Annotated in this window: 13 protein-coding genes; 5 read left to right on the top strand and 8 right to left on the bottom strand. The window is 52.3% G+C overall.

Annotated features, from left to right (window positions below):
• The first annotated feature begins 5 nt into the window (after positions 1-5).
• From rng to tldD, 4 genes are all read left to right on the top strand, one after another.
• Entirely contained in the window at positions 6-1,475 is a 1,470-nt protein-coding gene (gene rng, locus L4D79_RS24190) for a ribonuclease G (protein WP_428655263.1), read from the top strand.
• 14 nt (positions 1,476-1,489) lie between these two features.
• The gene (locus tag L4D79_RS24195; RefSeq protein WP_428655265.1) at positions 1,490-5,374 is read left to right on the top strand and encodes a YhdP family protein; all 3,885 of its coding nucleotides are present in this window, start codon (positions 1,490-1,492) and stop codon (positions 5,372-5,374) included.
• Between the two features lie 66 nt (positions 5,375-5,440).
• The gene (locus tag L4D79_RS24200) at positions 5,441-6,265 is read left to right on the top strand and encodes a carbon-nitrogen hydrolase family protein (RefSeq protein WP_428655267.1); all 825 of its coding nucleotides are present in this window, start codon (positions 5,441-5,443) and stop codon (positions 6,263-6,265) included.
• Positions 6,266-6,308: 43 nt separating this feature from the next.
• Positions 6,309-7,757, top strand: a complete 1,449-nt coding sequence (gene tldD / locus L4D79_RS24205) for a metalloprotease TldD (protein ID WP_428655269.1) — start codon at positions 6,309-6,311, stop codon at positions 7,755-7,757.
• Between the two features lie 46 nt (positions 7,758-7,803).
• On the opposite strand, the gene yjgA is transcribed toward tldD, so the two are convergent.
• Entirely contained in the window at positions 7,804-8,328 is a 525-nt protein-coding gene (yjgA, locus tag L4D79_RS24210; protein WP_428655272.1) for a ribosome biogenesis factor YjgA, read from the bottom strand.
• Positions 8,329-8,498: 170 nt separating this feature from the next.
• Between yjgA and pmbA the strand changes: the two genes are divergently transcribed.
• A complete protein-coding gene (pmbA, locus tag L4D79_RS24215; RefSeq protein WP_428655274.1) occupies positions 8,499-9,842 on the top strand; it encodes a metalloprotease PmbA in 1,344 nt (447 codons plus the stop codon).
• Between the two features lie 145 nt (positions 9,843-9,987).
• Here pmbA and mgtE read toward each other — a convergent pair whose 3' ends face one another.
• The 7 genes from mgtE to lptB form a co-directional block, all read right to left on the bottom strand.
• Positions 9,988-11,346 (bottom strand): magnesium transporter, encoded by a 1,359-nt coding sequence (mgtE, locus tag L4D79_RS24220; protein WP_428655276.1) that lies wholly within the window; start codon positions 11,344-11,346, stop codon positions 9,988-9,990.
• Between the two features lie 234 nt (positions 11,347-11,580).
• Positions 11,581-11,856, bottom strand: a complete 276-nt coding sequence (locus tag L4D79_RS24225; RefSeq protein WP_428655278.1) for an HPr family phosphocarrier protein — start codon at positions 11,854-11,856, stop codon at positions 11,581-11,583.
• On the bottom strand, positions 11,856-12,707 hold the full coding sequence (gene rapZ / locus L4D79_RS24230; protein ID WP_428655280.1) for an RNase adapter RapZ: 852 nt from the start codon (positions 12,705-12,707) through the stop codon (positions 11,856-11,858). The genes L4D79_RS24225 and rapZ overlap by 1 nt, the downstream gene beginning before the upstream one ends.
• Before the next feature lie 40 nt (positions 12,708-12,747).
• Positions 12,748-13,197: a PTS IIA-like nitrogen regulatory protein PtsN gene (gene ptsN, locus L4D79_RS24235; RefSeq protein WP_428655282.1), complete on the bottom strand. Its 450-nt coding sequence runs from the start codon at positions 13,195-13,197 to the stop codon at positions 12,748-12,750.
• Between the two features lie 3 nt (positions 13,198-13,200).
• Complete coding sequence (gene hpf / locus L4D79_RS24240; RefSeq protein ID WP_317523734.1) at positions 13,201-13,488, bottom strand: ribosome hibernation promoting factor; 288 nt, start codon at positions 13,486-13,488, stop codon at positions 13,201-13,203.
• Between the two features lie 26 nt (positions 13,489-13,514).
• Positions 13,515-15,005 (bottom strand): RNA polymerase factor sigma-54, encoded by a 1,491-nt coding sequence (locus tag L4D79_RS24245; protein WP_428655284.1) that lies wholly within the window; start codon positions 15,003-15,005, stop codon positions 13,515-13,517.
• Positions 15,006-15,115: 110 nt separating this feature from the next.
• Positions 15,116-15,841, bottom strand: coding sequence for an LPS export ABC transporter ATP-binding protein (gene lptB, locus L4D79_RS24250; RefSeq protein WP_428655286.1), 726 nt, complete (start codon positions 15,839-15,841; stop codon positions 15,116-15,118).
• Positions 15,842-15,847: the final 6 nt, after the last annotated feature.

Here is a 15,847-nt window from a genome sequence, read left to right on the forward strand (position 1 = left end):
CAACCATGAGCACAGAGCTGCTAATTAACGTGACCCCGAGTGAAACTCGCGTCGCCATGATCGAGGCGGGGAGCCTTCAGGAAGTTCATATCGAACGCGAGTCCAAGCGTGGAATTGTTGGCAATATCTATAAAGGGCGTGTCAGCCGGGTATTGCCGGGGATGCAGGCCGCTTTTGTTGATATTGGCCTTGAAAAAGCTGCGTTCCTGCATGCGTCAGATATTGTTCCGCACACCGAGTGTGTGGCAGAAAACGAAAAACAACAGTTTCAGGTGCGCGATATTTCAGAGTTGGTTCGTCAGGGCCAAGATCTGGTGGTGCAGGTGGTCAAAGATCCGCTAGGTACCAAAGGTGCGCGCCTGACAACAGATGTGACGTTACCCTCTCGCTATTTGGTGTTTATGCCAGGGGCAAGCCACGTCGGTGTGTCGCAGCGCATTGAAAGCGAAGATGAACGCGAGCGCCTGAAAGGGGTGGTTAATGAGTACTGCGATGATCTGGGTGGTTTCATTATCCGTACCGCTGCCGAAGGGGCTACTGACGAAGAGATGGCGCAAGACGCCGCCTTCCTCAAGCACCTGTGGCGTAAAGTTCTTGAGCGCCGTGCGAAATACAAGCCAAAATCCATGCTATACGGTGAGCTGGGACTGGCGCAGCGTATCTTACGCGACTTTGTTGGTACCGAGCTCGATAGCATTCAGGTTGATTCCCGTTTGGGCTTCGAGAAACTCAAGGAATTTACCGATGAGTTTGTCCCTGAGCTGAGCGATAAATTGGAATACTATGCCGGTGAGCAGCCAATCTTTGATTTGTTCGATACCGAGAATGAAATTCAGCGCTCGCTCGATCGTAAGGTCGAACTGAAATCGGGCGGTTACCTGATCATCGATCAAACCGAGGCGATGACCACCGTCGATATCAACACCGGTGCCTTTGTTGGCCGCCGTAACCTTGAAGAGACTATCTTCAACACCAATATCGAGGCGACCAAGGCCATTGCTCGCCAGTTGCGACTGCGAAATCTGGGTGGGATCATCATTATCGACTTTATCGATATGGCCCACGACGATCACCGCCGTCGGGTGCTGGTGGCGCTGGAGCAAGCATTGTCCTACGATAGGGTTAAGACCAACATTAATGGTTTTACCCAGCTAGGCCTGGTTGAGATGACACGTAAGCGGACCCGCGAAAGCATCGAACATGTGCTGTGCGATACCTGCCCGACCTGTGAAGGACGTGGTACCGTGAAGACAGTCGAAAGCGTCTGCTATGAAATTCTGCGCGAAATCACCCGAGTCAACCGTGCCTATGATGCGGATAGGTTTGTTGTATATGTGTCTCCAGCAGTGGCTGAAGTGCTTGCTGGCGATGAGTACCATGCGCTTGCTGAGCTAGAGGTTTTCATCGGCAAGCAGGTGAAAGTCAAAGCTGAGCCGCTGTACATACAAGAACAGTTTGATGTCGTGATGATGTAAAGCGGGGCAATAGCGTGACAACAGTTCCAGTTCGACTGGCACGTGGATTTATGTGGCTGGTACTGACGGTGTTAGTACTGGCCGCTGTTGCGATCAGCGGTCTGCGTTTTTATCTTCCTCAGCTCAATGAATACCGTGAGCCGATCCGCCAATGGGCCTCCGAGCAAATCGATATGGATCTCGAGGTTGAGTTGGTCGAGGGCCATTGGCGCAACCTTGGCCCATCGCTGGTTTTGCAGGGGGTCAAGGTTAACTTACCGGGTGCACCCGAATCGCTGGTCAAGGTCGGCGATGTTTCAATGCAGCTCGATATGCTGGGATCGGTACTCAGTCTTAGCCCGGTATTCCAAGATATCCGGATTGATGAGCTGAGCCTGGATCTTACCCGTTTGTCGGGTAACGAAAGCAATAAAACCGCTGACTCAGAGCGAAGCCAGATGGCGACTGTCGAGCGGTTGGAAGAGCTGCTGTTTGTTCAGCTGGGCCAGTTTTCTGTACGCAATTCAGATATTACCCTGATGTCTCCGGCCGATGAGAAGCTGACTGTCGACATTCAGGAATTGAAGTGGGATACCCATAACCGCCAACGTAGGGCGGAAGGGGTCGTCAGTATCGCTGATACCCACTTTAGCCAAATGCAAGTGATTGCTAACCTCTCCGACAACCGCTCTTGGGCCAAGATGTCCGGTGACATCTACCTGCAGGCGCGCAACCTTTCTGTGACCCCTTGGCTTAACAAGCAGCACCTGACCGATGCCAATATTACTGGCAGTAATCTGAATGCCGAAGTTTGGCTGACCTTATCGAGCGGCGCTTTGCAGCATAGCTTGGTCAAGCTTGATGATAGCTTCCTGCGTTGGCAGCTTGGCGAAGACAAGCATCAGTTCCGGGTCAGGCAGGGGCTGGTTAAACTACTGCCTTTGGAAAATAAAAACGGCGAGCCGGGCTGGCGGATCGACAGCGACCAGATGGTGTTGGAGACCGATGAAGCACCATGGCCAGCCTTTGATATTGCAGCCAGCTGGCTACCGGATGACTGGAAGTTAGCGGCGACTAACCTTTCTCTTGCTCATCTGCAGCCATTTATTACCTTCTTGCCGGATGACAGCGAGCTTGTCGAGGTGCTGTCGACATTGCAGCCCTCGGGGCAAATCAGTGATATCCGAGTAGCGGCGCGCGAGGGTAGCGCTCCGCAGTTTTCTTTCCATGTTAGCCAGCTAGGATTGAAGCAGTGGGAGTTACTGCCCGGTATTAACAAGCTGGATGCTGTTGTTGCGGGTGACACCCAAGGTGGTCGCGCAGTCGTTAACTTACAAGACGATGAGCTGCCTTATGGCGAAGTATTCCAGGCGCCACTCAATATCAATGCGGCCGATGTGACGGCTTATTGGCAAGTTGGCGATGACGGTTGGCGTTTGTGGAGCGACAAGATTGATGTTGCCACCCCACATCTTAAGGTTGATGGGCAATTTAGATTGGACTTCCCGGCTAATGCGCCATCTTGGTTGTCATTTTATGGTGAAGCGAGTTTGAATAATGCCGGCGAAACCTGGCGTTATCTGCCTACCTTAGCGCTGGGCCGCAGCCTGACCGATTACCTGTCAGCGGCGATCCGCGGTGGTCAGGCAAAGTCAGCCCAGCTGTTGTGGTATGGCGAGCTTTCTGATTTCCCTTATGGCAATCATGATGGTGTTTTCCAAGCTTATGTTCCGCTGCGTAACGGCACGTTTAGTTTTGATACCGCATGGCCGGAATTGACCGATCTCAAGCTTGATCTGCTATTTGAAAATGACTTTATGTACCTCGATGCAACGCATGCCAAAACGATGGGCGCGACGGCATCCCGGGTGACAGGAGACGCTGAGTTAAGCAGTGACGGCCACCTGAAACTGAACGTTGAGGTGGCGGCTGAAGGCGAGCAGGTACGTGATTATATGTTGGCGACTCCGCTGGTGGATTCCGTGGGGGCGGCGCTGACGACGGTGCAGGTCGGTGGACCGGTTACCTCCCAGTTCAAACTCGATATTCCCTTTAATGGTACCGATGTCAGGGCCTGGGGCAGTGCCGAGCTGACGGATAACCAAGTACAGCTTGAAGCGCCGCCGCTCACTATTGAAGGGGCGATCGGAACTATCTCGTTTGATGATGACAAGGTGTCGGCAGAGACACTGACTGCAAACTTGCTGGCGCAACCGCTCACTGTGGGCTTTACCGGAAACAGCGTAGCGGATGGGTACCGGGTCGATGTTGAGCTCGGTGGTGATTGGCAAATCGAAACCTTGCAGCAACAGGTGCAGGATCCGTTGTTGGCCAAGGTGAAGGGCCGAAGCCGTTGGCAGGGCCACGTTGGGGTTGATCTCAATGATACCGGTTTTGAATATCAGGTCGGGATTGAGGCGGCGCTAGCAGATGCTGTGAGTTCACTGCCATATCCATTAGCCTTGTCTGCTGGTAGCCCAGAGGCGTTTAAGCTTGATGTGACTGGCAACGGACAAGCACTGGTCGGGAAGGCAAGGCTACCGGGCGTGCTCTATCAAGCCAAGATTAACCTTACCGGCGAGAAGCTTAATATTGATGCCAGCCAGATGGCGATTGGTGATACCGCGCTGCATCCGCTTAAAAACGGCGAGCATGGCTTGGATATCGTGGCTGATAAGGTCGATGGCGACAGTTGGGTTGACTTGATTTCGGCCGTCCACGACAAAGTTGAAGCTGAGGCTGCTTTCGGCAGTGCATCGGTGAAACCGGATATTCCCGTCCCTTCCCGCATCGAGGCCAAGGTCCGTCAGCTTAAACTGGCCGCATTGGATTGGAACCGGGTCGACTTGTCGGCGAATAAGCTTGGTGAGACGTGGCAGCTCCGCCTCGATAGCCGGGAGGCGAAAGGGCAAGCGCGTTGGCCACAGGGGCAGCCGTTGGATCTGGCTATTGACACCTTCCATTTGAATTTTCCGCAGGTTGGTGATACCAAGATCAAAGAGAAATATAAGCCTCAGCGTGATATTCCGGCTGCGACTGATTTTGATCGTAGCATGATGGCCAATATGCCTGAGATTGACTTGGTATTACGTGATGCCTGGCTGCAAGGGTACCGACTCGGAGAGGTCTCTGGTAAGTTGCGCCGCGAAGGCAATATGTTGGAATTGATTAACTTTACGGTTGATTCTGGTGCCACGTCGCTCAACCTTGATGGTCACTGGAGTCTTGATGGGGACCGTAGTGAAACCCAAATCGCCTTTGATATTGATGGTCAGAACAGCTCAGACTTGATGGGGCGTTTTGGTATTTCAGGTGGGATCCAGGGCGCTAAATTCAGTACTTATGCCTCTATTCAGTGGCAAGGTGCACCGTGGTCGATGCACCGAGAGACGTTGACCGGTGAGCTAAAATCGGAAACCGGGCAGGGGATTATTAGCGATATCGGTGGTGCAGGACGTTTGCTGGGCCTGTTCAGTATTGACTCGCTGATCCGTCGTATGCAGCTTGATTTTTCAGGGATTTTTGACGAAGGGCTGGCATTTAACTACATCCGCGGTAGCGGTCGCATTGAAAATGGCCGGTTCGAGACCGACAATATTAAGATGCAGGCTCTTGCCGGTGACATGTTTATTCGCGGAAGTGCTAATCTTGTCAATGAGACAGTGGATGCGAAGGTGAGGTTCATCCCTGATTTCACATCAGGAATTCCAGTTCTGACTGCGTTTGCTGTAGCACCTCAAACAGCAATTTATGTCTTTGCGATTTCAACGGCACTCTCGCCCGTTCTGGATGTATTTACCCAAGTTAACTATGTGGTGAAAGGGCCGATTGACTCACCGGTAGTCACAGAGCAGTCGCGCTTTACCGGCGAGTATAATGTCTCTGAAATGCTGGAAGGCAAGGACAAGGAAGCAAAATAACAACAATACACGCAGAGCGGCCACCCTTGCTGGTGGCTGACTAGCGGCAGGAAAGGGAGAATGCAGATGGCTAAATTCGGTATTGTACAAATGACTTCAGGGGCTGATCCGCAGACCAACCTTAAGCACCTGAAGATGAAACTCAAGGGCCTGCAATTGCAGGGGGCAAAACTGGTCGTGACACCGGAAAATTGTTTGGTGTTTGGGTCTAGCGAGGATTACAGAGCCCATGCTGAGTATCTGGGCGAAGGTCCATTGCAGGCAGAAGTAGCCGCATTGGCCAAGCAGTTGGGGATTTGGGTGTTGATCGGTTCGATGCCTGTCCGCCAGCTCGATGGCGCCATCACTTCTACAGCCTTGCTGTTTGATGATCAAGGGTTGCTTCAGGGGCATTACGACAAGCTGCATATGTTTGATGTGGAGATTGACGATGCCCACCATAGCTACCGTGAGTCTGATACCTTCCGTGCCGGGCGTGAAACCAAGGTGATCACCACGCCGTTTGGCAACATTGGTTTATCTATCTGCTATGATGTCAGGTTTCCACAACTATATGCTGCCCTGCGTGAACAGGGGGCGGATATTATTGTCGTCCCTGCTGCATTTACCAAAGTGACCGGTAAGGCCCACTGGGAATTACTGCTTCGCGCTCGCGCCGTTGAAACCCAATGCTGGATCGTGGCGGCAGCCCAGTGGGGTGAGCACAATGAGCAGCGGGAGACCTGGGGGCATTCGATGATTGTTGATCCTTGGGGGCAGGTAGTTGCCTGTCAGCAACAGGGGACAGGGGTGATGATAGCCGATGTCGATCTTGATTTGAGCAAGGCGATCCGAACAAATATGCCGCTTGTTGAACACGCAAGATTCCGTGTTCAGCAACGTGAGGGCTGACCGGCAGAGGGGCCGGCTGGCAATGAATATAAGAGCAAATTAAATGACGCTGGAAACTGTAGAAAACACAATGCTGGCCCAGTCTGGGTTGGGACGTGAAGAACTAAACCAAGTACTGGGACTGGTTGCGGCACGCAATGTCGATTATGCCGATATTTACTTCCAGTCATGCTGGCATGAGTCTTTGGTGCTTGAAGACAGCATCATTAAAGACGGCTCATTTAACATTGACCGTGGTGTCGGTGTCAGGGCAGTGTCGGGTGAAAAGACCGGCTTTGCCTATTCTGATCAAATCAGCCAGCTAGCTTTGCAACAAAGTGCCAAGGCGGCCCGTGGTATTACCCGCGGCGGCGGTAACGGTCAGGTTAAGGCGTTTGCGCCTGTCACCGTACAAGAGAACTATGCTCCTGTTAACCCTCTGGATAGCTTCGACAAGCACCAGAAAATTGCCCTGCTTGAGGAGATTGATCGTTATATCCGCACCAAGGAGCCTTTGGTCAAAGAGGTTTCTGTCAGTATCAACGGTGTGTATGAGCAGGTGTTGGTTGCCGCGTTGGACGGTACCTATGCGGCAGATATCCGTCCGCTGGTTCGCCTTTCAGTCAGTGTACTGATTGAGAAGGGCGACAAACGAGAGCACGGCAGTGCCGGTGGCGGTGGCCGCTATGGTTATGAGTATTTCCAAACCGATGAAGGGAATGGCAAGACCGTTGCCCTGAACTATGCCGATGAGGCGATCCGCCAGGCGCTGATCAATATCGATGCCGATGAGGCACCGGCTGGTACTATGCCGGTGGTACTTGGCTCGGGTTGGCCGGGGGTACTGCTGCATGAAGCGGTCGGTCATGGCCTGGAAGGTGACTTCAACCGCAAAGGTTCGTCGATGTTCTCGGGTCAGATGGGCCAACAGGTGACATCCAGCCTATGTACCATTGTCGATGACGGTACCCTGACTGATCGCCGTGGCTCGCTCAATATCGATGATGAGGGTACGCCAGGCCAGTACAACGTGCTGGTCGAGGGCGGTAAGCTCAAGGGCTATATGCAAGATAAGCTCAACGCCCGTTTGATGGGGGTGGCACCGACAGGTAATGGTCGTCGTGAATCTTATGCGCATCTGCCTATGCCGCGTATGACCAATACCTACATGTTGCCGGGTGAACACTCGCCGGAAGAGATCATCGCCAGCGTCAAGCGTGGTGTTTATGCACCGAACTTCGGTGGTGGTCAGGTTGATATCACATCAGGTAAGTTTGTGTTCTCGGCGTCGGAAGCCTACTTGATTGAAAACGGTAAGATCACCCGTCCGATTAAGGGCGCAACCCTGATCGGCAGCGGTATCGAAGCGATGCAGCAGGTGTCTATGGTTGGTAACGATTTGGATATCGACCGCGGTGTTGGTGTCTGTGGCAAAGCCGGCCAGAGTGTCCCTGTCGGTGTGGGGCAGCCAACCCTGAAAATAGAGTCCATGACAGTGGGCGGAACCCAGTAAAAGAAAAGCCAGCGAAAGCTGGCTTTTTTTATCGCGAAGCGAACACTTAGTCTTCCAGGTACAGCGCTTTAAGGTACTGGAAAATTTCGCGGTAGGCTTTAGCTGGCTTGTTCTGTGCCTTTTCTTTGTTGGCTTGGCGAACAAGTTGGCGCAGGCGCTGGCGATCAGCATCTGGGTGATCAACCATGATAGCGTTAATCATGCTATCGCCGTTTTCAATTAGCCTGTCGCGCTTTTGCTCAAGCTTCTTCAGTTCGGCTGTCGCTTGGTTGTGCTTGTTGTTCAGCTTGTCCAATGCCGCTTGGATAGGCTCAACTTCTACTTGACGCATCAGTTTACCAATACGTTGTAGTTGGCGACGGCGTGCTTCTTTATTAAAGCGCTGGGCGTCTTTAACCGCTTCAAGCATCTCTTCATCAAGAGGCACTTTGGCTAGTGCATTAGGTTTAAGCTCAACCAGCTGTTCACCTAGCTTCTGGAGGGCATCCATGTCGCGTTTCATCTCGGATTTACTTACCCAGATGATTTCTTCTTCCGGTTCCCATGGGGCTTTTTGGTTTTTACGGCTCATAACAGGCTCATGACGATTGCATTTGGTTTTTATTTTACCAGTTTAATCGTGATTTGGGGCGCAAAATCCACCTAGGCAGTGTTATCCTAAGAGTAATACCAAATTCATTGGCTTATCCTTCACGCTCACAAGTGGACCTGAACGGAATGGCCATTTTTGAGACGATAAGTATGGACGTGAGAGAACAGGTTGCCCAGCAGCGTGTGGAACTAGAAGCCGCAGTGGCAAAAGCACTAGAAGTTGCCGGCCAGCAAGCCGATGCAGCGGAAGTCGCGATTAATAAAACCACAGGGATCAGCGTATCGACCCGGATGTGCGAAGTCGAGAATGTTGAGTTCAACAGCGATGGTGCTCTGGGTATCACGGTCTACCGTGGCCAGCGTAAAGGCAGTGCCTCAACGTCGGACTTGAGCGAGAAGGCCATTGCCCAGACGGTTGCGGCGGCGCTGGATATTGCTCGCTATACATCCGAAGACCCGTTTGCTGGCCCTGGCCCTGCTGAATTGATGGCCAAAGATATCCCTGATTTGGATCTGTTCCACCCGGATGAGCCTGAGCCGGATCATGCCGCTGAAATCGCAGCCCGTGCCGAGCAGGCAGCGCTGGATTTTGATCCTCGTATCAAGCAGAGTGACGGTGCCAGCTACGATAGCCATTATGGGATCCGCGTCTATGGCAATAGCCACGGTATGTTGGCCAGCTATGCCTCGAGCCGTCACAGTACCAGTTGCTGTGTGATTGCCGAGGGCAAGAACGGTGAGATGGAGCGCGACTACAGCTACACCACCGCACGTCATGTCAGTGAGCTGTGGACACCGGAAAGCGTAGGCCGCCAAGCTGCAGAGCGTACCGCTGGCCGTGTTGACCCGCAGAAGCTATCAACCCGTGAAGCCCCGGTGATGTTCGCTGCCGATATTGCCACTGGTATGTTTGGTCATTTGGTGATGGGGATCAGTGGCTCTAACCTATACCGTAAGTCAACATTCTTGCTTGACCAGTTGGGTGAGCAGATCTTCCCTGAGTGGTTAAACATCAGCGAGCGCCCTCATGTCTTGCGCGGTATGGCCAGTACGCCGTTTGATAGTGAAGGCTTGGCGACCAAAGACCTTGAGATCATTCAGGATGGCCGTCTGCAAAGCTACTTGATGACCAGTTATGCGGCCCGCAAACTTGGCCGCCAGCCGACGGGACATGCCGGTGGTATCCACAACTGGTTGGTGAACTCGACCGGTGAGAGCTTCGAGCAGATGCTCAAGAAGATGGATCGCGGCCTGTTGGTGACTGAGTTGATGGGGCAGGGCGTAAACATCGTGACAGGTGACTACTCCCGTGGTGCTGCAGGCTTCTGGGTTGAAAACGGTGAAATTCAATATCCGGTCAGTGAAATTACCATTGCCGGTAATCTTAAAGATATGATGCAGAATATCGTGGCAATTGGTACTGATACCGAAACCCGCAGCCAGATCCAAACCGGCTCAATGCTGCTTGATAGCATGAAGATCGCGGGTGAATAACCCTCGGGATCCTAGGAGATAGATCCTAGCTCCTAGAGAGAGCTGTTTCTAGGTTCTAGGATCCAGGAACTCGTCATAAAAAAGCGAGAGCATTTCTGCTCTCGCTTTTTTGATGTTTGTCGTTCGGGCTTGCTACAGAAACTGTTTAGACAAGAAAGAGAGTTGCCAAGCCAAGGAAGACGGACAGGCCGATGATATCGGTGATGGTGGTCAGGGCCATTCCGCCTGCCAACGCTGGGTCGATGTTCATTTTTTTGAGCATGATTGGAATACAGACCCCGGCAACACCGGCGACCAGCAAGTTGGTCAGCATTGCGCCGGCGATAATGGCGCCTAGTAGCAGGTTCCCCTTCCAGAACACCACCACACCACCAATAATCGCAGCCCAAAGAATACCGTTGAGCAGGCCGACCCGCGCTTCTTTGCTCAATAGCCAGCGGGTGTTCGTTTCCCCGATATGGCCGACGGCCAAGCCGCGGATCACCAATGCGACGGTTTGGTTACCCGCAACACCGCCCATCGAAGGGACGATGGTCATCAAGATGGCAATCGCCGCCATTTGCTCAAGGGTTTCTTCGAACAGGTTGGAGACCGATGCCGCGGCCAGCGCGGCCAGTACGTTGACCCCTAGCCAGATACTACGTCGCTTGGCCGACTTGACGACTGGCGCGAAGGTATCTTCGTCGTCATCCATACCCGCCATGCTCATCATCGAGTGCTCAGCGTCTTCACGGATAATATCAACCACATCATCAATGGTGATACGGCCGACGAGCTGGTCGTCGGTATCAACCACCGGGGCCGATAGCCAGTTACGGCGCTCGAATAGGTTGGCCACTTCACCATCATCCATATCGACCGGGATCGCTTCGTCAGCGTCGTCCATCACGTCATGGATTTCGATGTCCGGCTGGGTGGTGATCAAGGTCGCAAGTGACAAATGGCCGATCAGTTTCTCGTTCTGGTCGACAACATACAGGGCATCGGTAGCTTCTGGCAGCTCGCTTTTCATGCGCAGGTAGCGAAGTACGACATCGGCGGTGACATCGCCGCGGATGGTAATGAAGTCGGTGCTCATGATCCCACCGGCGGTTTCTTCCGGGTAGGCCAGTGCTTTTTCTACCCGGTGCCGGTCGGTGGCATCCATCTGGGCCAGTACTTCTTGGTACTTTCTGTCGGGCAGGCTACGTAGAACGTAGGCGACGTCATCGGTTTCCATCCCTTCGGTAACAGCAGCCAGTTTATCCGGTGCCATCTGGGCAACAATGCCGTCTTTGACGTCTTCCGATAGCTCGTCAAGGATCTCGCCTTGTTCTTCGGGATCGGTCAGTTGCCACAGAACCTGACGCTCTTTGGGCGGGGAGGCCTCTAGCAGGTGGGCAATATCTTCCGGCTCCATATCCTGGAGCATACGGCGGACATGGACAAACATGCCGTTTTCAAGCGCTTGGTTGACTTCTTGCAGCGTTTGATGAGTTTGATCTTGATCGATGACATCGGCCATTGTTTGCAGTACCCCAAATGACTCAGATGTGAAATACCTCAGTGCACCCGGCTCGTAAAAGGCGGATGACTAGATGGTATAACAGCGCAATAAATTGAATTTTAACGCAATCATCGGGGTGTGTCTCACCAGATGTGAGAGGAATTGATGAATTATTGCAGTAACAGCTGACTGGTCGACAAGGAGTGGCCGATGAGTATATCGGCTGTTAGCGTATACAGTGGCTTGATACGGTTAATTTTCTTCGTCAAATCCAGCTTCGATCAGGGTGCTGACTGCCTTGATAGCTTGCTCGGCATCGCCGCCTTCGGCGCAGACCAGTACTTGCTGGCCCTGGGCCGATTCGAGCATCAGTAGCCCCATGACACTGTCAGCAGTAGCACTCTTTTCGCCATTGCTAATGGTGATGCTGGACTCGAAACTTTGTGCCAGCTCAACCAGTTTGATAGCAGCCCGGGCATGGAGGCCCAGGCGGTTTTTGATAAACAGTTCACGTGAGAAAACGGTCATTATTTGCTTTGTTCCAGCGTTCTGTGTCTAACCTGAACTTGGTGGCCTTCGTAGCGGAAGTATTCTGCCAGCTGCTGGGTTATATAGACCGAGCGGTGCTGGCCACCGGTACAGCCTATGGCGACGGTGATATAGCTGCGGTTGTTTTTTTCCAGCATTGGCAACCAGGTTTCAATGAAGTTACGCACCTGGTAGATAAGCTGGCTGACTTCGGCATGGCCCGACAAGTAGTCTTTGACTTCCTGATCCAAGCCGGTCAATGGCTTGAGCTCAGGGATCCAGTGCGGGTTAGGCAGGAAACGGACATCAAACACATAGTCGGCGTCGTTTGGTAGGCCGTGCTTGAAGCCGAAGGATTCGAATACCATGATCAGCTCGCGCGATTCACGGCCAAGTACCCGTGAGCGAACGGTTTCACTCAAGTCATGAATCGACTTGGTAGTGGTATCGATCACTAAATCGGCCCGCGCCTTGAGGCTGGAAAGCTGGGCGCTTTCCGATAAAATGGCCTGCTCAAGACTCATACCATGGCGGGATAGCGGGTGCAGACGGCGGGTTTCGCTGTAGCGTTTGACCAGCGTTTTGTCATCGGCATCAAGGTAAATCACATTGACATCGACGTCGTCACCGAGGGTATCCAAGGTATGGCTGATTTCGTCGGGATCTTCCGGCATGTTGCGCACATCAATACTGACGGCGATGTTTTGCTGGTTGCCTTGCTGGGTCTTAATGAACTGAGGAAGCAGGCTAACCGGAAGGTTATCAACACAGTAGTACCCCAGATCTTCCAATACCCGCAGGGCGATGGATTTTCCTGAGCCCGAGCGTCCGCTTACGACCATTAACATCATGGCTGGCAATCCTTAACAATCATCGAGAGTGTGGGAGTCATTATGCGTCACAGGTGAGTATTTGATAAAGCTCTTCGTCACTTTTTGCGGTGCGAAGCTGCTTACAAACCTGCTTGTTGCTGAGCTTTTCAGCCATACTGGACAGGGTCTTGAGATGCTGCTGGCACTGCTCGTCAGGAACAAGCAAGGCAAAGAGCAAGTCTACCGGTTGGTTGTCGATAGCGTCGAATTGGATGGGATCCTGGCACTGGATGAGCACAGCAATGGCTTGATCGCTGCTGCTGATCCGGCCATGTGGTATCGCGATACCGTTGCCGATACCTGTACTGCCCATCTTTTCACGGTTGAGCATACACTCGAACAGCGGCTGGGGGTTTTGGTCTAGGTGCTTGGCAGCAACTTCGCTGATGATTTCCAAGGCACGCTTTTTGCTGGAGCAAGGGACTGCACTTTTCGTGCAGTCCAGGCTCAATACATTACTCAGTTGCATGATTCAGTGGCTGTTGAGCTTATCTTTGTGTTTGTTAAGTTGACGAACCAGTTTATCAGTTAATGCATCAATAGCGGCATACATATTTTCCGAATCCGCTTTTGCGTGGATTTCCCCAGCGTTAATGTGTAGCGTCGCTTCAGCGACTTGCTGGAGTTTCTCAACGTTCAGGATAACTTGGACATTATTGATTTTATCGAAAAACCGCTCTAGCTTATTGAACTTCGTTTCCACGTACTCACGCATGGACGGGGTAATTTCTACATGGTGGCCAGTGAGATTGATTTGCATAGACATCTTCCTTCTTGTGGCGTCTGTTAGAGCAGACGTTTTCGCTGATTGGACGGCGGAATGCCTAGCGATTCACGGTATTTGGCAATGGTTCGTCTTGCTACCATGATCCCTTGTTCCGCCAGTAATGTCGCTATCTTGCTGTCACTTAATGGTTTGGCCTGATTTTCGGCGGCAACCAGTTTTTTCACCAAGGCCCGGATAGCGGTGGATGAACACTCGCCACCGTTATCGGTGCTAACGTGACTGGAGAAGAAGTATTTCAATTCAAAAATCCCACGCGGCGTGTGCATGTATTTCTGCGTCGTCACACGGGATATGGTGGATTCATGCATATCGACCGCCAGCGCGATATCGTTGAGTACCATAGGCTTCATGGCTTCCTCGCCATATTCGAAGAAGTCCTGTTGGTGCTCGACAATGCAGCGGGCGACTTTCAATAAGGTTTCGTTGCGGCTTTCTAGGCTTTTGATCAGCCATTTGGCATCTTGCAAATGGGTACGGATAAACTGGCTGTCTGCCGAGTTACGGGTGTTCTTGCTCAGTGCGGCATACTGTTCATTGACTTTGATCCGCGGCACGCTATCTGGGTTGATGGTAACTACCCATTTGCCGTGATCTTTGAATACCGACACATCAGGGACGACATATTCGGTATCTGAAGCCATGACACGGTTGCCCGGGCGAGGATCCAAACCGTGGATCAACTGCATCACTTGCTTGAGTTCGGGCTCTTTTAACTTGGTGTCGCGCATCAGCTGGCGGTAATCACGGTTTGCCAGCAGGTCGATGCAATCGGTCAGTAACATTCGGGCCTCGGCGAGCCAAGGCGTATCCGGCTGGAAAGTGGCAAGTTGCAGCATTAGGCACTCTTGCAGGTTGCGTGAGGCCACACCCAGCGGGTCAAATTGCTGAATACGCTTGAGGACAGCTTCCACTTCGTCGAGCTCGACATCGTCATCGCCTTGACTATCGAGAATATCTTCAGCCGAACAGGTGAGATAGCCTTTTTCGTCGATGGCATCAATGATAGCGGTCGCGATAGTGCGGTCGGTTTCGCTGAACGGGGTCAGCTCAACCTGCCACATCAGGTAGTCTTGCAGGCTTTCAGTGGTTTCGCCTTGGTATACCGGCATGTCGTCATCCAGGGCGATACCGGTATTGCCGGTACTGGCACTGTAAACATCATCCCAAGTGGTATCGACCGGGAGGTCTTCTGGCATCTCTTGCTGTTCAATGGCATCGGAAGTGTCAAACGAGTCACTGTCAGCGACCTCGGACAGGCCGTCGTCGCTGCTGGTATCTGTGGTCTCGGCAGCGGTCGAATTAGCGTCGTTTTCGTCGTTGGTCGCTTCTTGGGTCCCTTCTTCCAGCTCAAGTAACGGGTTTGCATCCAATGCCTCCTGGATTTCCTGCTGTAAATCCAGAGTAGATAGCTGCAACAAACGAATGGCCTGTTGCAGTTGCGGCGTCATTGCCAATTGTTGACCAATTTTAAGCTGGAGCGAGGTTTTCATATTATTGTATGTACCTTTATATTTATCGCTGGTTTTTGCTGCCTAGTACCCAAAATGGTGACTGAACCCTCTGCGTCCATTACGGCTTCAAATAAGCCTTTATAAATTAACTATAGACGGAACTGGTCGCCCAGATAGACTCGTTTTACATGTTCATCATTGAGTACTTCTGATGGCGTACCATGGGCAATCAGTTGCCCTTGGCTGACAATGTAAGCTTGCTCGCAGACATCCAGAGTTTCCCTTACATTATGATCGGTGATCAGTACGCCAAGGCCACGATCGCGCAAATGCTCAATAATTTTCTTGATATCGATCACGGATATAGGGTCAACGCCGGCAAAAGGCTCATCAAGCAGGATGAATTTCGGGTTGGCGGCCAATGCTCGCGCAATTTCCACCCGGCGCCGTTCACCCCCTGATAGTGCCATACCTAGGCTGTTGCGAATGTGCTGTATGTTGAATTCATCCAACAATTCTTCCAGTTTGTCCTGACGCTCACGTTTTGATAGCTCTTTGCGGGTTTGCAGAACGGCCATCAGATTGTCGTGGACCGACAGCTTGCGGAATATCGATGCTTCCTGCGGCAGGTAGCCAATCCCCATTCGCGAGCGGTTATGCATCGGCTGTAGGCTGATGTCGGTATCGTCAATGGTGATGGTACCTTCGTCACGGGCGACGAGGCCGACAATCATGTAGAAAGAAGTGGTCTTGCCTGCACCGTTAGGGCCAAGCAGGCCGACAATCTTGCCTGATTCGACTTCGAGGCTGACATCAGAAACCACTTTGCGGCCGCTGTAGCTTTTGGCTAGATGTTGTGCTTTTAAGGTTGCCATAGCGTG

It is taken from the genome of Photobacterium satsumensis (assembly GCF_050336935.1).
Classification (GTDB): Bacteria; Pseudomonadota; Gammaproteobacteria; order Enterobacterales; family Vibrionaceae; genus Photobacterium; species Photobacterium satsumensis.

What these genes read in the sequence shown, in the direction of transcription:
- rng (WP_428655263.1), top strand. Translation starts at nt 6, where the DNA reads ATGAGCACAGAGCTGCTAATTAACGTGACCCCGAGTGAAACTCGCGTC.
- L4D79_RS24200 (WP_428655267.1), top strand. Translation starts at nt 5,441, where the DNA reads ATGGCTAAATTCGGTATTGTACAAATGACTTCAGGGGCTGATCCGCAG.
- tldD (WP_428655269.1), top strand. Translation starts at nt 6,309, where the DNA reads ATGACGCTGGAAACTGTAGAAAACACAATGCTGGCCCAGTCTGGGTTG.
- yjgA (WP_428655272.1), bottom strand. Translation starts at nt 8,328, where the DNA reads ATGAGCCGTAAAAACCAAAAAGCCCCATGGGAACCGGAAGAAGAAATC.
- pmbA (WP_428655274.1), top strand. Translation starts at nt 8,499, where the DNA reads ATGGACGTGAGAGAACAGGTTGCCCAGCAGCGTGTGGAACTAGAAGCC.
- mgtE (WP_428655276.1), bottom strand. Translation starts at nt 11,346, where the DNA reads ATGGCCGATGTCATCGATCAAGATCAAACTCATCAAACGCTGCAAGAA.
- L4D79_RS24225 (WP_428655278.1), bottom strand. Translation starts at nt 11,856, where the DNA reads ATGACCGTTTTCTCACGTGAACTGTTTATCAAAAACCGCCTGGGCCTC.
- rapZ (WP_428655280.1), bottom strand. Translation starts at nt 12,707, where the DNA reads ATGATGTTAATGGTCGTAAGCGGACGCTCGGGCTCAGGAAAATCCATC.
- ptsN (WP_428655282.1), bottom strand. Translation starts at nt 13,197, where the DNA reads ATGCAACTGAGTAATGTATTGAGCCTGGACTGCACGAAAAGTGCAGTC.
- hpf (WP_317523734.1), bottom strand. Translation starts at nt 13,488, where the DNA reads ATGCAAATCAATCTCACTGGCCACCATGTAGAAATTACCCCGTCCATG.
- L4D79_RS24245 (WP_428655284.1), bottom strand. Translation starts at nt 15,005, where the DNA reads ATGAAAACCTCGCTCCAGCTTAAAATTGGTCAACAATTGGCAATGACG.
- lptB (WP_428655286.1), bottom strand. Translation starts at nt 15,841, where the DNA reads ATGGCAACCTTAAAAGCACAACATCTAGCCAAAAGCTACAGCGGCCGC.